The 17925-nt window shown below is 31.9% G+C and carries 13 protein-coding genes; 4 read left to right on the top strand and 9 right to left on the bottom strand.

Going from position 1 to position 17925, the window contains the following annotated elements:
* Positions 1 to 4: 4 nt before the first annotated feature.
* Complete coding sequence (locus KO500_RS03450) at positions 5 to 1339, bottom strand: hydroxymethylglutaryl-CoA reductase, degradative (protein WP_289847640.1); 1335 nt, start codon at positions 1337 to 1339, stop codon at positions 5 to 7.
* A gap of 142 nt (positions 1340 to 1481) precedes the next feature.
* On the opposite strand from KO500_RS03450, the gene KO500_RS03445 reads away from it, so the two are divergent.
* Positions 1482 to 3650 carry a S9 family peptidase gene (locus tag KO500_RS03445; protein ID WP_215955103.1) on the top strand — a complete coding sequence of 723 codons (2169 nt, stop codon included), beginning with the start codon at positions 1482 to 1484 and terminating at the stop codon, positions 3648 to 3650.
* Positions 3651 to 3688: 38 nt separating this feature from the next.
* Positions 3689 to 5047 carry a peptide MFS transporter gene (locus KO500_RS03440; protein WP_215955102.1) on the top strand — a complete coding sequence of 453 codons (1359 nt, stop codon included), beginning with the start codon at positions 3689 to 3691 and terminating at the stop codon, positions 5045 to 5047.
* On the opposite strand, the gene KO500_RS03435 is transcribed toward KO500_RS03440, so the two are convergent.
* The 5 genes from KO500_RS03435 to surE form a co-directional block, all read right to left on the bottom strand.
* Positions 5044 to 7071 carry a ComEC/Rec2 family competence protein gene (locus tag KO500_RS03435; protein ID WP_215955101.1) on the bottom strand — a complete coding sequence of 676 codons (2028 nt, stop codon included), beginning with the start codon at positions 7069 to 7071 and terminating at the stop codon, positions 5044 to 5046. The genes KO500_RS03440 and KO500_RS03435 overlap by 4 nt on opposite strands.
* A 13-nt stretch (positions 7072 to 7084) precedes the next feature.
* Complete coding sequence (locus tag KO500_RS03430; protein WP_215955100.1) at positions 7085 to 7651, bottom strand: C40 family peptidase; 567 nt, start codon at positions 7649 to 7651, stop codon at positions 7085 to 7087.
* Between the two features lie 95 nt (positions 7652 to 7746).
* Positions 7747 to 8862, bottom strand: a complete 1116-nt coding sequence (lpxB, locus tag KO500_RS03425; protein ID WP_215955099.1) for a lipid-A-disaccharide synthase — start codon at positions 8860 to 8862, stop codon at positions 7747 to 7749.
* Positions 8863 to 8906: 44 nt separating this feature from the next.
* A complete protein-coding gene (locus KO500_RS03420) occupies positions 8907 to 9188 on the bottom strand; it encodes a hypothetical protein (protein WP_215955098.1) in 282 nt (93 codons plus the stop codon).
* Positions 9188 to 9961, bottom strand: coding sequence for a 5'/3'-nucleotidase SurE (surE, locus tag KO500_RS03415; protein WP_215955097.1), 774 nt, complete (start codon positions 9959 to 9961; stop codon positions 9188 to 9190). The genes KO500_RS03420 and surE overlap by 1 nt, the downstream gene beginning before the upstream one ends.
* Positions 9962 to 10139: 178 nt before the next feature.
* Between surE and KO500_RS03410 the strand changes: the two genes are divergently transcribed.
* Complete coding sequence (locus tag KO500_RS03410) at positions 10140 to 12266, top strand: carboxy terminal-processing peptidase (protein WP_215955096.1); 2127 nt, start codon at positions 10140 to 10142, stop codon at positions 12264 to 12266.
* A gap of 68 nt (positions 12267 to 12334) precedes the next feature.
* Here KO500_RS03410 and KO500_RS03405 read toward each other — a convergent pair whose 3' ends face one another.
* Complete coding sequence (locus KO500_RS03405) at positions 12335 to 13900, bottom strand: protein adenylyltransferase SelO (RefSeq protein ID WP_215955095.1); 1566 nt, start codon at positions 13898 to 13900, stop codon at positions 12335 to 12337.
* Between the two features lie 83 nt (positions 13901 to 13983).
* Here KO500_RS03405 and KO500_RS03400 point away from each other — a divergent pair, with 83 nt between their 5' ends.
* The gene (locus tag KO500_RS03400; protein ID WP_215955094.1) at positions 13984 to 14784 is read left to right on the top strand and encodes a DNA/RNA non-specific endonuclease; all 801 of its coding nucleotides are present in this window, start codon (positions 13984 to 13986) and stop codon (positions 14782 to 14784) included.
* On the opposite strand, the gene rodA is transcribed toward KO500_RS03400, so the two are convergent.
* On the bottom strand, positions 14781 to 16067 hold the full coding sequence (gene rodA / locus KO500_RS03395; protein WP_215955093.1) for a rod shape-determining protein RodA: 1287 nt from the start codon (positions 16065 to 16067) through the stop codon (positions 14781 to 14783). The two genes, KO500_RS03400 and rodA, sit on opposite strands and share 4 nt — an antisense overlap.
* Complete coding sequence (locus tag KO500_RS03390; protein ID WP_215955092.1) at positions 16051 to 17925, bottom strand: peptidoglycan D,D-transpeptidase FtsI family protein; 1875 nt, start codon at positions 17923 to 17925, stop codon at positions 16051 to 16053. The genes rodA and KO500_RS03390 overlap by 17 nt, the downstream gene beginning before the upstream one ends.

The following is a 17925-nucleotide window of genomic DNA, read 5'->3' as shown; positions in this document are numbered from 1 at the left end:
ACTTTTAAAGTTTGTTATAGGCTTCGATAACAGCGCTATGTGTAATAGTATTTGTTTTAAAATGCTCAACCAATGTTACTTTTTGTTCTTCACTAGCTCCTAGTTGATTTAAAATATTCATCAGGTGCATTTTCATATGTCCTTTTTGTATTCCAGTGGTAACTAAAGAACGCACAGCACCAAAATTCTGAGCTAAACCGGCAACGGCAACTATTTGCATTAATTCTTTAGCTGAAGGTTTTTGAAGTATTTCTAAGGCTAATTTTACTAAAGGATGTAATGAAGTTAAACCACCAACAGTTCCCAAAGCAAGAGGAATTTCAATCCAGAATTTAAAAATATTGTTTTCTACAGTTGCATGTGTTAAACTACTATATTGTCCATCTTTGGCAGCATAGGCATGAACACCAGCCTCTATAGCTCTAAAGTCGTTACCAGTAGCTAAAACCACAGCATCAATACCGTTCATTATACCTTTGTTATGTGTTACAGCTCGGTAAGGTTCCGCTTTAGCGATAGCAATGGCCCTAATCATTTTCTGAGCAAAATCTTCTGGAGAAATATTCTTATCGTCATTAAGTTCTTCTACAGGACAAGAAACTTCAGCTTTTACAATACAATTTGGTACATAATTACTTAAAATGCTCATCACAATTTCTAATTCTTCATATGAATTTGAAAAAAGTAAACTGTTTGTAAACTCTCTTTTAAGAGTTTGAGCAAACTGCTCTAAGCAAGTATTTATAAAATTCGCACCCATTGCATCTAAAGTTTCAAAAGTGCAATGTAACTGGTAGTAATCTTTTAAGTCTTCGGTTTTATCTTTTAAGGTTATAGCGGTTATGCCACCACCTCTTTTTTTCATGTTTTTGGTAATGTCGCTTGCATCATTTTTTAAAACAGATTCAAGGCCCGTAAAAAACTCATTTAACTTGGTAAAGTCTCCAGTGTACATAAAATGTACTTGTCCTACTTTTTCAGTACCAATAATTGAAGTTTTAAATCCACCTCTTTTAAGCCAAAATTTTGCGGCTTTACTTGCTGCGGCTACTACGGAACTTTCTTCAATAGCCATAGGAATGGCGTAAAGCTTGTCATTTATTAAAAAATTAGGAGCAATACCTAGAGGTAAATAGTAGTTACTTACAGTGTTTTCAATAAACTCATCATGTAATTTTTGTAAATCAGAGTCGGCATTCCAATAGCGCTTTAAAATTTTAATGGCTTCATCACTATTTTGAGTGTAGTTTTCCGCTATCCAAGCTATTTTTTGATTTTTAGTAAGTTTGGAAAATCCTTCTATAGGAGTAATCATAAATTGTCTGGTTTCTGAGTTCAAAGATAGTAATTACCAAATATTTATTTGATGAGAAACTTTAGTCATAAGTAAAGCCTCGTGTTTGTTATATTTATTGTTAAATGTTTATTTTTATGTGAAATTATTATTAAACTTGGGCTACCAAACAAAACGGAAACATTTCATGAAAAAAATAGTACTTCTATTTTTATTTATTTGCAGTACAAATATTGTAATAAATGCACAGAAAAAACAAGTCACTTTAGAAGAAATATGGAAAGAAGGAGCATTTAATACTGAAAGGTTAGATGTATTACGGTCCTTAAATAACGGAACACAATACACAGTATTAAATTTTGACAGAAACTCAAGAACTACAAGTGTTGATACATATGATTATGAGACTTTAAATAAAGTTGGTACAGTTGTTAACTCAAAAGATTTAAGTGGTATTCAATTTTTTACTTCATACGAGTTTAGTGCTGATGAAAGTAAAGTTCTATTAGCAACAGAAAGTGAAGCAATTTTTAGAAGATCATCAGTAGGTATTTATTATGTCTATGATGTGAAATCAAAATCAGTTGTAAAAATATCTGAAAATAAAATTCAAGAGCCAACCTTATCACCTGATAACAAAAAGGTTGCTTATGTTTTTGAAAATAATATTTACATATTAGATTTAGAAAAAAACACCACAACTCAGATTACTACAGATGGTGTTAAAAACAAAATTATTAATGGGGTTACGGATTGGGTTTACGAAGAAGAGTTTACTTTTGTTCGTGCATTTGACTGGAATTCTGACGGAAGTAAAATTGCTTTTTTACGTTTTGATGAAACTGAGGTTCCTGAATTTTCGATGGATATGTACGGTACAGGATTATACCAAACACAAGAGGTTTTTAAATATCCAAAAGCTGGTGAGAATAATGCCATAGTTACTTTGCATATGCTAGATGTAAAATCTAAAGTAATATCAAAAATCGATATAAACAGTCCTTATTATATTCCACGCATCAAGTGGATGAATAATAAAAACATGTTAAGTGTTCAAACTATAAATAGGCATCAAGATAATTTAAAACTGTATGCTGTCAATGCTAAAAATAATAAGGTCTCTCTATTATTAGAAGAAAAAGATAAGGCTTATGTTGATGTTACAGATAACTTGACTTTTTTAGAAAATGATAGTTTTATCTGGACGAGCGAGAAAGACGGTTACAATCATATTTATTTATATAATGAAGATGGTGATTTAATGAACCAGATTACAAAAGGTGATTGGGAAGTAACAAGCTATTATGGTTACGATCAAAATGAAGATAAAATATATTATCAATCTACCGAAAATGGCTCAATTAACAGAGCAATATACAGTATAAGTAGTGGTGGCGATGATAAGCTACTACTAACAAAAAAAGAAGGACAGAATAGTGCGGATTTCAGTACAAACTTTACGTATTTTATAAACACATTTTCTAGTGCAACTACACCGCCAGAATATACTTTACACAAAGCCTTAACGGGTGAAAAAGTAAAAACTATTTTAAATAATAGTGTTTTGACTAAGAAATTAGAAAGCTATGACATTAGTCCTAAAGAGTTTTCTACAATAGCAATAAATGGTAACGACTTAAATATGTGGATGATTAAGCCATCAGACTTTGATGCTTCAAAAAAATATCCATTATTCATGTTTCAATATAGTGGCCCAGGTTCACAACAAGTAGCGAATAAATGGATGGCTTCAAATGATTATTGGTATCAAATGTTGGCATCAGAAGGGTATATTGTGGTTTGTGTTGATGGTAGAGGAACTGGTTTTAAAGGTCGTGACTTTAAAAAAGTGACTCAAAAAGAATTAGGGAAATACGAAGTTGAAGATCAAATTGCAGTAGCAGAAGAACTAAGCAAATTACCGTTCATTGACGAAGATAGAACTGGTATTTGGGGTTGGAGCTTCGGAGGTTTTATGTCCACAAACTGTATTTTAAAAGGGAATGATACTTTTGAAATGGCAATTGCTGTTGCGCCAGTAACTTCATGGCGTTTTTATGATACAATTTATACAGAACGTTACATGCAAACACCACAAGAGAATGCTAGTGGTTATGATGAAAATTCTCCTTTTAATTATCCAGAATTATTAAAAGGGAGGTATTTATTAGTTCACGGTACAGGTGATGATAATGTACATGTGCAAAATACCATGCGAATGGTTGAAGCTTTAGTGCAAGCAAACAAACCGTTTGATTGGGCGCTTTATCCTGATAAAAATCATGGTATTTATGGTGGAAATACAAGACTTCACTTATATACTAAAATGACCAATTTTATCAAAGAAAACCTATAGGTTAACTATTTAAAAAGAATACAACTAATAAATATTATATGAATAATACGGTTAAGCTTGACCACGAGAAAGAATTATTTGGTCATCCAGTAGGGTTATATGTTTTGTTTTTTACAGAAATGTGGGAACGATTCTCTTATTATGGAATGCGCGCACTTTTTGTGCTTTTTTTAGTGTCTGAGACTACATCAAAAAACCCCGGCTTTGGTTGGACAAATAAAGAGGCTTTGGCTATGTACGGAACATATACAATGTTAGTGTATGTATCATCAATACCAGGTGGTTGGATTGCAGATAAATTACTAGGTCAGAAAAAAACAGTAATGCTTGGTGGAGCTTTACTGTGTATAGGTCATGCAGTTTTAGCATTTAATTCAGTAGCTTCGTTTTACGTAGGTTGTCTGTTTATTATTTTAGGTGTTGGCTGCTTAAAACCAAACATTAGTTCAATGGTTGGTGGTTTGTATAAGCCAAAAGATGAAAGAAGAGATTTAGGTTTTTACATATTTTATATGGGTATTAATATCGGGGGTTTTTTAGCACCAATATTGTGTGGGTATATAGGTGAAAATATTAACTGGCACTACGGTTTTGGTTTAGCGGCAATTGGAATGTTTTTAGGTCAAGCAGTATATATATGGGGACAAAAATATTTAACTCATGTTGGTAATCTTATCTCTAGAAAAAATGAAGTTGATAAAGCTATTTTAGATAAGCCTTTAACTTCAATTGAAAAAGATAGAATTAAGGTTCTTTTAATATCATTTTTATTAATCATTTTATTTTGGGCTGCTTTTGAACAAGCAGGAGGATTGATGAATTTATACGCAGAACAAAAAACAGATAGAAACTTTTTTGGTATGTTCGAAATTCCAGCATCTGTATTTCAATCGGTAAATTCATTCTTCATTATCACATTGGCTACTGCAGTTGGTGGTTTTTGGTTAAAATGGAGGAAGAAAGGTAAAGAATCTTCTTCTTTATTTAAGATTGCTGTTGGTATGATTATCATGGCACTTGGTTTTGGCTTTATGAGTGCTGCATCAATTGAATATGCTAATAATGGTTCATCTGCCATGTATTGGATTATATTGGCTTATTTATTACATACTATTGGTGAATTATGTGCATCGCCTGTTTCGTTATCATTTATTACAAAGCTAGCTCCTTTAAAATATGCCTCAATTATTATGGGTCTTTATTGGGCGGCTACTGGTTTTGGAAATAAAATTGCAGGTATTATAGGTGAAGCTTCTCAAAATTTAGGAGAGTTTGAAGTGTTTACGGGTATTGCTGTTGTGTGGACAATTATTGGTATTTTGGTAATCGCGTTATTGAAACCATTAAAAAGATTAACTCATGGTGCAGAAGATGGTGAAGTTAAAATAGTTAGCTAATCTTTTAAACTATTAAGATATAAAGCTCCCTTTTCACCTGTGTAGTGAAAAGGGAGTTTCTTTTTTATGCATGTTTTTCTCCACAATTGAATATCAGATTTATAATTACTCCCATCGGCTATTACAAAATTAGGCTGTAAAGAATCGATCCATCTTTCTAAATTAATATTAGGTGATTGTGTTAGCAATAAATATTCTGTGTTTTTAGTATTTGGATTTAATATAGCGAGACTGTCCACTATAAATAAATTTCGATGATGTAGTTTATAACTGTTTTGTAACGAATCCGTATTGATAGAAACAATACGCTCTCCAATATCGTAATTAGTAATTATGTTTTGTAAACGATCCGGATTATTACTGAAAATTGTAGCTGTAGTTCCATTTTGATATAGTAATGCAGTGTTTTTAGATTGGTGTAATATGGTTACAGATTCGTTATTTTTTACTTGGTAAGTATTGTAAATTATCCAAATTTGAAAAAGTATTATAGTAGATAATAATACTACAATTCGTTTAAAAGTAGCTTTGATAAAAATTAAGATGAGTGAAACTATAATGATATAAGCTAAAATTAATTGAATACTATCAAAAGAGATGTTTTTAAAAATAAAAGCTTCTTGCTGGGCTATCCATTCAATAATTGTGTTCATGAATTTGATAAGCTCATTATAGCCATAGGCTATAAAATTTGGAAGTATATTTAATAATGAAAGTAGAATAACGATAATACCGCCAGCTAAGATAAATCCTAAGCAGGGTACAATTAATAAATTAGATATAAAAAATAAACCAGGAAATTGATGGAAGTAAAATACACTAATAGGTAACACTCCTAATTGTGCAGCAATACTTACACTTAACAATTGCCAAAGTTTATTTAAAATATAATTTTTAGGGAACCATAACTTTTGTAATATTGGATATACCCATAAAATTGCAAAAACTGCCAAATAGCTCATTTGAAAACCGACTTGAAATAAGTATGTAGGTTTTACCAGTAGAATAAAAAACATGGATAATGCTAAAATATTGAACTTGTTTGCTGGTCTATTTAAGTAGTCTGCATAAGCCAAAAACGAAAACATTGTTACGGCTCTAACTATAGATGCTGATAAACCCGCTAAAAATGCAAAAGCCCAAAGTAATATTACAATTAAGATTAATTTTATTTTTCTTCCGTAGGCAAGGCGTGTAATTGGTTGTAGTAAAAACTGAAGGATTAAAAGTAACACACCAATATGTAAACCAGAAACTGCTAGAATGTGAATGGCACCAGCATTTTTGTAATTATTATAAGTTTCTTTGGCTATATCATTTCGTTCCCCCAACAGTAAGGCTTGAATGATGCCTAATTCATCTGATCCAAAATTTTCACCCCTTAAGTTTTCAATTATATGATTTCTCCAAGATGCTGCTATTCCGTAAATGGTTTTTCTTTCGTTTTGAATGGGTATAAAGCTGTGAGGTTTTAAGTATAACTGTTTTTCAATTCCCAACTCATTCAAATACGTTTTGTAATTAAACTCATGAGGATTTAAAGGTTTACCTATATTCGATAATTTTTCATAAACAATAATCTCATCATCAATATGTAAATAATTATTTATTGAATCTTTTGATACAGAAAGTAAAACTTCACCTGAGCTTGCTTTTTCTTCAACGTAAATTAATTCAGTAATATACCTGTTTGAATAGCGGTTTGGTTTAAGTACTTCGGTAATTTTTAGATGTAATTCTTGAGGATTTTCAGAGGTGTAGTTTGAGTAGTGGTTTATGTGATTTTTAGGCTTGCTTAATGCAGTTGTGAATACTCCAATGCAAGTTGTAAGTAATATGGAACTATAGCCAAAAATATATTTGTGTTGCGGTTTTTTAGATTCGTATAAAAACCCTAAAATAATTAGTAGTGTAAAAACAAAACAAGATGAAAGAATAAAACTAACATTAATATACGAGCCAATAATAATACCTAAAACTAAAAAGAGTGTCAATTTTATAGGCACAAATTTTAGTAATTGCATGGTTTATTAGTATTTATAGCACTCGAGTAGCTTTTACAAAAGCATTATTCCAGTACCCTTCTTTTAATGAAGATACAATAACACCACGTGATGTGGTAGCATGTATAAATTTAATTTCTGATTTTTTTACGGAAACAACAAGTCCTACATGATTAATTCGTCTAGATTTTCTACTTGTTTTAAAAAAAAGTAAATCCCCTTCTGCAACATTTTTAAGATTAATATTTTTGCCTTCTTCGGCCATAACATAAGAGACCCTAGGTAATGAAACATTGTTATTATTAAATGCTACATAGAGCAAACCAGAACAGTCCATTCCTTTTTTTGTAGTACCACCGTATTTATATTTTGTTCCAGAAAAAGCAATAGCATCATTAATAATGTCAGAAGCTTTATTGTCAGTTTTTCTTGATTTTTCTAATTTAATTTCAGGTAGCTTAGTATCAATCTCTTTATTGCTATCACCACTGACTGTAATTGTCTTTTCGTAATTTTTGCTACGATAATTTTTCCTTTTTTTGGAAGATCCACAGCTGATTATTAAAAATGAAGAGAGAATGTAAATATACTTGCGAGTCATTAAATAGAATTTGGGGAATCTAAATTCAAATTTAAAAAATTATTTGTTACAGAATTTTTCTTGAGCAAGGTAAATATGTTAAAATAAGAAAGTTACTATTTTAAACTATCAATCATTAAAGTCGCAGTATTTTCACTAGCACCTTTACCACCAAGCTTTTGCTCTAGTTTATTATATTCGCTAAGTAATAGAGCTCTTTTTTCTGGGTTTAGAATCTTGTCAAGCTCTATAGATAAATTATTTTTGTTTAAATCATCTTGTATCAATTCTTTAACTACCTCTTTATCCATAATAAGGTTTACAAGTGAAATGTATTTTAAAGTAATTATGCGTTTCGCAATTTGATACGAAATCCAATTTCCTTTGTAGCAAACCACTTGTGGTACTTTAAATAAGGCAGTTTCTAAAGTTGCTGTGCCACTAGTAACTAAAGCGGCATGTGAAACTTGTAGTAAGTCATATGTTTTATTAGCTATAAGTGTAACGCCAGATTGTTTTAAAAATGGAGTGTAAAATTCTAAGTCTAAACTCGGAGCACCGGCAATAACAAATTGATATTCTGTGTAATTTTTAGCCACTGATAACATCACAGTAAGCATTTTTGCAACTTCTTGTTTCCTACTGCCAGGTAGTAAAGCTATAATCGGTTTGTTTTGATTTAAGTTATGTTCCTTTTTAAAGCCTTCAATATCTACTTTTGGGTAATTATCAATAGCATCAATTAAGGGGTGACCCACAAAGTTTACAGGAAAATTATGTTTGTTTTTGTAAAAGTTTTTTTCAAAAGGCAATGTCACATACATTGCATCAATAGTGTTTTTTATTTTTTGGATTCTACCTTCTCTTGAGGCCCATATTTGGGGAGCAATGTAGTAGCTTGTTTTAAAGTTTTCAGCTTTAGCCCATTTTGCTATACGTAAATTAAAACCAGAATAATCTATAAAAACTAATAAGTCTGGATTATAAGCTTTAATGTCTTCTTTGCAATAACTAATGTTTTTAAAAATAGTACTAATGTTTGTTAGCACTTCTAAGAAGCCCATAAAAGCAAGCTCTTTGTAGTGCTTAGCTAGTGTGCCGCCAGCGTTTCGCATTAAATCGCCACCCCAACAACGTATATCCGCTTGTGGATCATTTTTTTTAAGCGCTTTAATTAGGTTTGAGCCATGCAAATCACCTGAAGCTTCACCTGCAATTATGTAATATTTCATTATTTTAATTCACAATTAGTACGAACGATGTATGCCAGGTTTGATTAAAAAACTTTATAATACATGATAAGTAATGCTGTCATTAAGGTTGCAATTAATACACCTTTAGCTCTTAAATCACGTTTGATTTTTAAAAACCCAAAAAATGCTGCTAAATTAAGTATAGCTCCTAAGGCTAATAAACTGCCAACATGACCCTCAGATACTGCTACTTTGTAAGTTTCAATAATACTTAATTTAGAAAATATGATAATGTAAAGCAATGTTCCTGTAGTATTGGCTATAAGTCCAATAATAAAACCTATAAGTACTTCTTTTTTATTCATTATAAATCCCAGTTATTAATTTTTTGAATGGCGTGGTGTGCAGTAAGGTCAAATTTGGTTGGCACAACGGATATATAATCATTTGCTAACGCCCACTCATCAGTATCCTCACCTTTATCTAAAAGTTCAAACTCACCAGTTAACCAATAATATTCTTTGCCCATTGGGCTTGTGCGCTTATCAAACTTTTCTTTCCAGTTGGCTTTTGCCTGTCGGCAAACTTTAATACCTTTTATAGCCTCTTTTTCTAATTTAGGAATATTTACATTTAAAACTACGCCTTGCGGAATTCCGTTTGTCAATGCTTCCTTTACAATGGTTTGAATTGCATCTTTTGCATGGTCAAAATTAGCTTCCCAATTAAAATCGCACAATGAAAAACCTATAGCAGGTATTCCCTCAATTCCAGCTTCAATAGCAGCGCTCATAGTTCCAGAATAAATTACATTTATAGATGAATTTGAGCCGTGATTTATGCCGCTTACTACAATATCTGGTTTTTTTTTCAGTATTTCTTGTAGTCCAAGTTTTACACAATCCGCAGGTGTTCCACTACAACTATATTCAAGTGTTTTGTCATCGTCTAAGTCAATCATAACTTTTTTGGAATACAGCGTATTGTCAATGGTTATCGCATGTCCCATGCCAGATTGAGGACTATCAGGTGCAACAACAACTACTTCACCTATCTCTTTCATATAACTGACTAATGCACGTAAGCCTGGAGCGGTAATACCGTCATCATTAGTAACTAAAATCAAAGGTTTTTTCATTCTGGATAATTTATATTGTAAAAATACGTTTTTCATAAAGAATTGCTGAATAAACTGTTTAACAAAATTTTGTTATGCCTCTTTTTATAGTGGCATGGTTTTTTCAGTATCTTAGAGAATTATATAGGTATTAGCACATTTTATTGAAATTGTTTAGACCTAAAATAAAAATAAGTACATGAAAAATAAATTAGCCTACGCTCTCTTAATGATGCTCTTTGCGGTAGCGTCATGTAGTTTTACAAATAAGTCTTTTGAAAATGATGATAAGGATAAGCTTTTGCTTGATCTGATTACTTATGTATTAGAAAAAGGCCATTACCATCCTAAAGATATAAATGATGATTTTTCAGTAAATCTCTTTGAAGATTTTATTGATGGGTTAGATCCTACAAAACGTTATTTCTTAGAAGGAGATATTAAAGAGTTTGAACAGTATAAGTATCAGATTGATGATCAAATTAAGAATACGGATATTTCATTTTTCAATCTTGTATATAGCAGATTAATAATTCGTATGAAAGATGCTCAAGAAATATATAAAGATGTACTTTCTGAGCCTTTTGATTATAATGATGAAGAAATTATTGATATAGATTATGATAATCAATCTTTTGTAAGCTCTAAAAAAGAACTAAAAGAGCGTTGGAGAAAACAGTTAAAATATGCTACCTTAGGGAATTACGATTCAAAAATAACAAAAAGTGAAGAAGGAGAAGATGATAAAAAATCGTTATCTCCTAAAGAAGCAGAAGAAGAAGCTCGTAAAGATACTGGTAAAACTCTAGATGAGTTTTTTAGTTTTGTAGATGACTTAGATCGTAAAGATTGGTTCGTACAATATATCAATACAATTGTAGAAGAATTTGATCCGCACACATTTTACTTTGCACCAGAAGAAAAGGAAAAATTTGACACTAGAATGTCTGGTAAGTTTGAAGGTATTGGTGCTAGATTACAAAAACGTACTGAAGGTATTAAAATAGTTGAAATTATTTCTGGTGGTCCTGTTTGGAGAGATCAACAAATTGAAGTTGGTGACGAGATATTAAAAGTTGGTCAGCATGATGGTGAACCACCTGTGAGTATTGTAGGGATGCGTTTAGACGATGCTATAAAATTAATAAAAGGTGCTAAGGGTACTATTGTTGATTTGACTATGAGAAAAGTTGATGGTTCTATTCAGGTTATTTCTATTACACGTGATGTTGTTGAATTAGAAGAAACTTTTGCTAAGTCTGCTAATGTTATAAAAGACAATCAAAAATTTGGGATTATCAATTTACCTCAGTTTTACGTAAGTTTTGATGATTATGAAGGCGAAAGAAATGCAGCTTCTGATGTGGCAAAAGAGGTTGAGCGTTTAAAAGAAGAAGGTGTAGAGGGTCTTATTTTAGATTTACGTGATAATGGCGGAGGTTCTTTAAAAACTGTTGTCGAAATGGCAGGTTTATTTATTAAAGAAGGACCAATTGTTCAGGTGCGTTCTAGCAATAATGAAAAAGAAGTTCATGATGATACTGATGATCGTATACAATGGGATGGACCTTTAGTTATTTTGGTAAACGAGTTATCTGCTTCTGCTTCTGAAATTATGGCGGCTGCAATGCAAGATTACAAAAGAGCAGTAGTGATAGGGAGTAAGCAAACTTTTGGTAAAGGAACAGTACAAAATGTAATTCCGTTAGATAGAATTGTGCGTAGTAATGATCAAGGAGATCTAGGAGCTATTAAGTTGACTACGCAAAAGTTTTATAGAATTAATGGTGGATCTACGCAATTAGAAGGTGTAAAATCTGATGTTGTGGTTCCGGACAAGTATAGCTATATTGATTTAGGGGAGCGTGACCAGCATAACCCTTTAGCTTGGGATAAAATATCTCCTGCTGATTATAAAGTTTGGGATGGCGCTATCGATTACGAAACTACTATTGCAAACAGTACAAAACGTATGGCTAGCAATCCTCAAATCAAATTAATAGAAGAAAATGCTAAGTGGTTGAAAGAGCAGCAGAATGAAACTAAAGTTTCATTAAACTACAATGATTATAAAGATGATGAAGAAAAAAGTTTAGCAAAATCTAAATACTTTAAAAAGTTAAATGACTACGATTCTAAATTGACTTTCGAATCTTTAAAATATGAGGAAAGCTTGTTTACACAAGATTCAATTTTAAGAGAAAAACGTAACCGTTGGCACCAAAGTTTGGCTAAAGATGTTTATGTTGAAGAAGCAATAAATGTTTTAGAAGATTTAAAAGGTAACTCTATAAAAAGTGGAAAGTTAGCGAGTATTAAAAATTAATACACTTTTGTGATATTTACATGCACAGTATAAAAAATCCCATTCATTTTTGAATGGGATTTTTTATATTAAGAACTACATGAAAGCATTGAACAGCCAACTTTATTGCGTGCCCAGTCAGGTCTTTTAGCGAACCACTCTTCGTAATTTGTTTGCTCATCATATGGGCTTTTTAGTAGTTGGTAAAATGTATCAATTAATGAATAATCTTTTTCATTAGCCTTATCAATTGCAAGCTGTGCCATATAATTCCGTAGAACATATTTAGGATTTACAGCGTTCATTTTTGTTTTTCTCTCTAAATCGGATATAATTTCTTGTTGTAAGCGTTGTAAATAAGTAGCAAACCATGCTTGCCATTTTTCTAAGATGTCTTCTTTTAAATCTTCTGGAGTATAAAAAGCATCATGTATTTTTTCTATAGCAGTAGAAATGCTATCTTCTTTATGTATTGACCCTAAATTTCTAAAAAATATGGTCATATCAGTTTCAGTTAATTGCAAAGCTTCTTCTAGTGAACTCAGTAATTCAGGGTCATTATCATCTAGAGATATAAGCCCAATTTTATTTCTCATCATTTTTAAATACCCAGTAGCGTAATTAATTTTATAGTCCTCCAAAATTTCTTCAAAAGGTTCTGCATCTTCAATTAATGGGTATAAAGCATTAGCTAATTGGTATAAATTCCATAAACCAATATTGGGTTGGTTTTCAAAACGGTATCTTTTATGTTGCCTATCCGTAGTGTTTGGTGTCCAACTAGGTTCGTAACCTTCAAGCCAACCATATGGGCCATAATCAATAGTAAGTCCTAAAATAGACATGTTATCTGTATTCATAACCCCATGAACAAAACCAACGCGTTGCCATTCAATAATCATTTTTAAAGTACGTTCACTAACTTCTTTAAAAAATTGAATGTACCCATCTTTACTATTCTGTTCTAAATGTGGATAAAAATGTTTGATTGTATAGTTAACTAAGGTTTCAAGCGTTTTATAATCTTGTCGAGAACTGAAAATTTCAAAATTACCAAAACGAAGAAAAGACGGGGCAACTCTGGCAACAATAGCTCCTTTTTCATATTCCGGATTTCCGTTATATAAAACATCGCGTAGAACTTTATCGCCACTTAATGAAAGTGATAAAGCTCTTGTTGTTGGTATACCTAAATGTTGCATAGCTTCACTTAATAAATACTCTCTAATTGATGATCTTAATACGGCCAAACCATCAGCAGTTCTAGAATATGGTGTTTCTCCGGCACCTTTTAATTGCAGCGCCCAACGTTTATTGTTGTGTACAATTTCACCTAAGTTAATGGCTCTGCCATCACCTAACTGACCGGCCCAATTCCCAAATTGATGTCCGCCGTAACACATCGCATAGGGTTTAGAGTCTTCAATTATAGCATTACCTGTAACAATATTTAAAAATTCTTGTGTTTTTATAGTAGTAGCATCAAAACCCAAATGTTCTGCCATTTCATTAGAAATGTGAATAAGTTCAGGTTTTGTTGTCTTTTTAGGAGTAGCATATGAAAAACAAGCTTCCGCTACTTGCCTTCTAGTGTTTTCTAAATTAGGGTCGGCAGGTAATTCTGATGTAAATGTATCTTGTAAATCAATTTTCATAGCATACTATTATTTAAATTTGACTGAATTAGTCGTAATATAAGTTACAAAATTAAAGTAACTTGTGCGTTTGATGTGCTCTTATGAATAAAAAAACTATCTATAGTATTTTAACGGCTCTTTGTATTATTGGCTTTTGGCTTTTTGATAATTTTTATACTCCAGATACATATTCTGACCCAGAAAAAAAGGAGGCTGTAACAAGTATTGCTACTAACTTTATACCTAGCTCAACTACGGGTGCGGTAGTAAAGCACAATAATTATATGCTTTCTTATAATGAGAAACATGAACAAGCTGAATGGGTTGCTTATCAACTAGATAAAAGTCAATTGACTTATGATGATAGAAAAAGGCCTTACTTTATTGAAGATCCGAAAGTTAAAACTAAATCTGCTGATTACCGCAATTATAAAGGTTCTGGTTATGATAGAGGTCATTTATGTCCAGCGGGTGATCGCCGATTTTCAAAGTATGCTTATGATGAAACTTTTTATACCAGTAATATAAGCCCGCAAAACAATGCTTTTAATGCGGGAATATGGAATGAACTTGAAAAGCAAGTTCGGTATTGGGCAAAAAAATACGGAACAGTTTATGTAATTACAGCTGGTGTTTTAGAAAATAATCTAGCATCTATTGGTGATGAAGATGTGAGTGTCCCTAATTATTTTTATAAGATTGTTGCTCGTGATGATGGTGATGCTGTTAAAATGATTGGGTTTCTATTTAAAAATGAAGCAAGCAATACCTCTATTAAATCTCATTTAGTTTCTATTGATGAAATTGAACGTAAAACAGGGATCGATTTTTTTGAAAATTTACCAGATGCTCTAGAAAACAAACTAGAAAGTAAAGTGGTTAGTGACGGCTGGAAATTCTAGAAACCTTCCTTCAACCGGTTTGAATCCATTTTCAAAAAGATAAATAATAATGCTGTGAAACCTAATAAACCAGAGCCACCATAACTGAAAAAGGGTAGTGGAATACCAATGGTTGGTAGCAATCCAATTACCATCCCAATATTTATAAAATAGTGGACCAATAAAATTGAGACTACACCATAACCATACATTCTATTAAAAGCATTTTTTTGTCGTTCTGCTAAATAAACTAAGCGTAGTAGTAAAATGCTAAATAAGATAATTACGGTTGATGTGCCAATAAAACCCCATTCTTCACCAACAGTTGTAAAAATATAATCAGTATGTTGTTCTGGTACAAAATCGCCTTTAGTACGTGTGCCTTCTAAAAATCCTTTTCCGAAAAAACCGCCAGATTCTATTGTTTTTTCAGATTGATAAGTGTTGTAGCCTATTGTTTTTCGAATAACTTCTAGTTTTTTAGGATCTTTCTCCAAACTTAGCCATAAGCTAAAACGGTCTCTATGTCGTTGTTCAAAAACATTTTCAAAAACAAAATTTACTGATAATGAAAATAAGATGGTAACCAGTAGCGCAATTGATATTGGTATTACGGGTATTTTAAATGATTTCTTTTTAAGCAGAAAGAATAATGAAACTAGAATACCTAAAACAATGGTAATCCATATGGTACCAAACATTAGTGTGCATATAAATATTAAAATAGTAAATAAGCCAATACCTAAATAAAATACAGGAATTCCTTCTCTAAAAAGAACAAATACTAACGAGAAAAATACCAATGCACTACCAGGATCAGGTTGCGGAATTACTAAAATTGCAGGAATGAATAACACTAAAAAACCGTAAAATTGATGTCTTTTCCTCTTTATATCCGTTTGAATATCGGTTAAATATCGTGCTAAAGCTAATGCAGTGGCAACTTTTGCTAGCTCAGAAGGCTGTAAATTAAAAAAGCCTAAGTTATACCAAGATGTTGCTCCGGCAATAGTAGTACCAAAAACAAACAAACCTAATAATAGAATTAATGCAATTACGTAAATAACACTTGCAAACCGTTCAAAGAAGTTACTTTCAAGTGCAAGAATTACAATAATTAAAATAAAATTGATTCCAATAAATAATATTTGCTTCCCGTAAATTGAAGAAAAATTGAAAGCTAGTTCGTCTTCAGAATAGGTACTTGCATAAATGTTTACCCACCCGATAGTTACAAGTAGAATAAATATTAAAATAGAAAGCCAGTCTAATCTTTTTAAAACACTTTTACCAAACACGCTCATTAATTATAAAAGGTTCTCCACTAAGTGGTTTGGCATATTCTTTTTCTAAAGTTTTTTCCAACATTCTTTTTTCTAAATCTGTTCTGGTAATTTCTCCTTTCAGGTATTTTTCAATCATTAAAGTTGCAATGTGACCTGCATATCTACCACCGTAATAACCGTTTTCAATATATACGGCAATTGCTATCTTAGGGTTGTTAACAGGTGCAAAAGCTACAAAAACAGAGTGATCAGTAAGTTGTTTTCTAACGCCATCAATTTTTGTGAAATTCTCAACAGTTCCTGTTTTTCCAGCAATCTCAATATCTTTTACTTGTAAGTAGTAAGCGGTACCTCCTGGTTTTGCATACACATCAGCCATACCTTGTACTACAGGTTCAAAATATTGTTTGTCAATTGTTGTGTGTTTAGGTTCGGTAAAATTAGGATTAGTTATTTTTTCACCTTCAACCTTTTTTAAAACGTGTGGTGTAATATAGTATCCGCGATTTGCAATAGCAGCAGTCATGTTTGCTAACTGAATTGGTGTTACTAAAACCTCACCTTGACCAATAGCATTTGATATAATGTATGATGATGACCATCTATTATCACCATACATACGGTCATAAGTTTTTTTAGTGGGGATTAGTCCACTTCTACCAGTAGGTATATCTGAGCCTAAGAAATTACCTAACCCAAAACTTTTTACATGTTTATCCCAAACATCCATTGCTTCATCAGACGTTTCATATTTATCATATATTTTTCTAAATGTACCAGCAAAATAGGCATTACAAGATTTTGCAATACCGGTAATTAAATCTCTGTGTCCGCCTCCACAGTGGCAACCTCTTTTCTTTTTCCCGACATAAAAGCCATTATAACATTGTATTCTTGTTTCTGGTGTTATCACATGCTCTTGTAATGCAACTAAAGCATTAATGGTTTTAAAAGGCGATCCAGGTGACGTTTGCGCTAACACAGATCTGTCGTAAGTTGGTTGTGCAATGGAATCATTATATAGTTTTGTATAATTTTTAGAACGTTCTCTACCTACTAATAGTGAAGGGTCGTATGTTGGTCCAGAAATCATAGAAAGTATTTCTCCAGATGCTGGCTCAATAGCAACAATTCCACCGCGTTTACCATTCATTAATTTTTCTCCATATTCTTGAAGTAGTTTATCAATAGTAATCGTAATTTCTTTTCCTTGTTCAGGTAAAGTATCTAAAGCACCATTTTTATATGGTCCAATATCTCTATTAAAACGATCTTTCTGTATATATTTTACACCTTTTTGGCCACGTAGTAACTCTTCGTATTCTTTTTCAATTCCAGTTCGGCCTTTAAGTTCACCTTGTTTGTAGTATGGATTTTCACTTAGCTCGTAATCGTTAACTTCTGATATAAATCCAAATACATTTGCGCCACTATCAGTATCATAATATCGCAATGATCGTTTTTGAATATAAAAACCTTCATACTTACGCATTTTCTCTTGTAGACGGGCATAATCCTTTTTTGAAAGTTGCGGAACCATTACCGATGGTAACCTTGTGGAATATCTTTTAGCTTTGTTAAGCTGTTTTAAAAAGCGTTCTTTTTCAATTCCTAGTAAATTAATAAACTCTAAAGTGTCTAATTTTTTAACCTCTCTTGGGATAACCATAACATCGTAAGCGGGTTGGTTTGCAACCAATAATTTGCCATTACGATCATAAATATGGCCTCTTTCAGGGTAATCATAAATAGCTTTAATTGCAGGATCTTCTATTACTGTTGAAGTGGAATATTTAAATATTTGCAAATAAGATAGTCTCCCGACAAATGAAAGTCCGATTATTATAATTATTGAAGATAAAAGTATTTTTTTCAT

Source organism: Cellulophaga baltica, from assembly GCF_018861125.1.
Classification (GTDB): Bacteria; Bacteroidota; Bacteroidia; order Flavobacteriales; family Flavobacteriaceae; genus Cellulophaga; species Cellulophaga baltica_A.
This window is presented reverse-complemented; position numbering and strand designations above follow the sequence as displayed.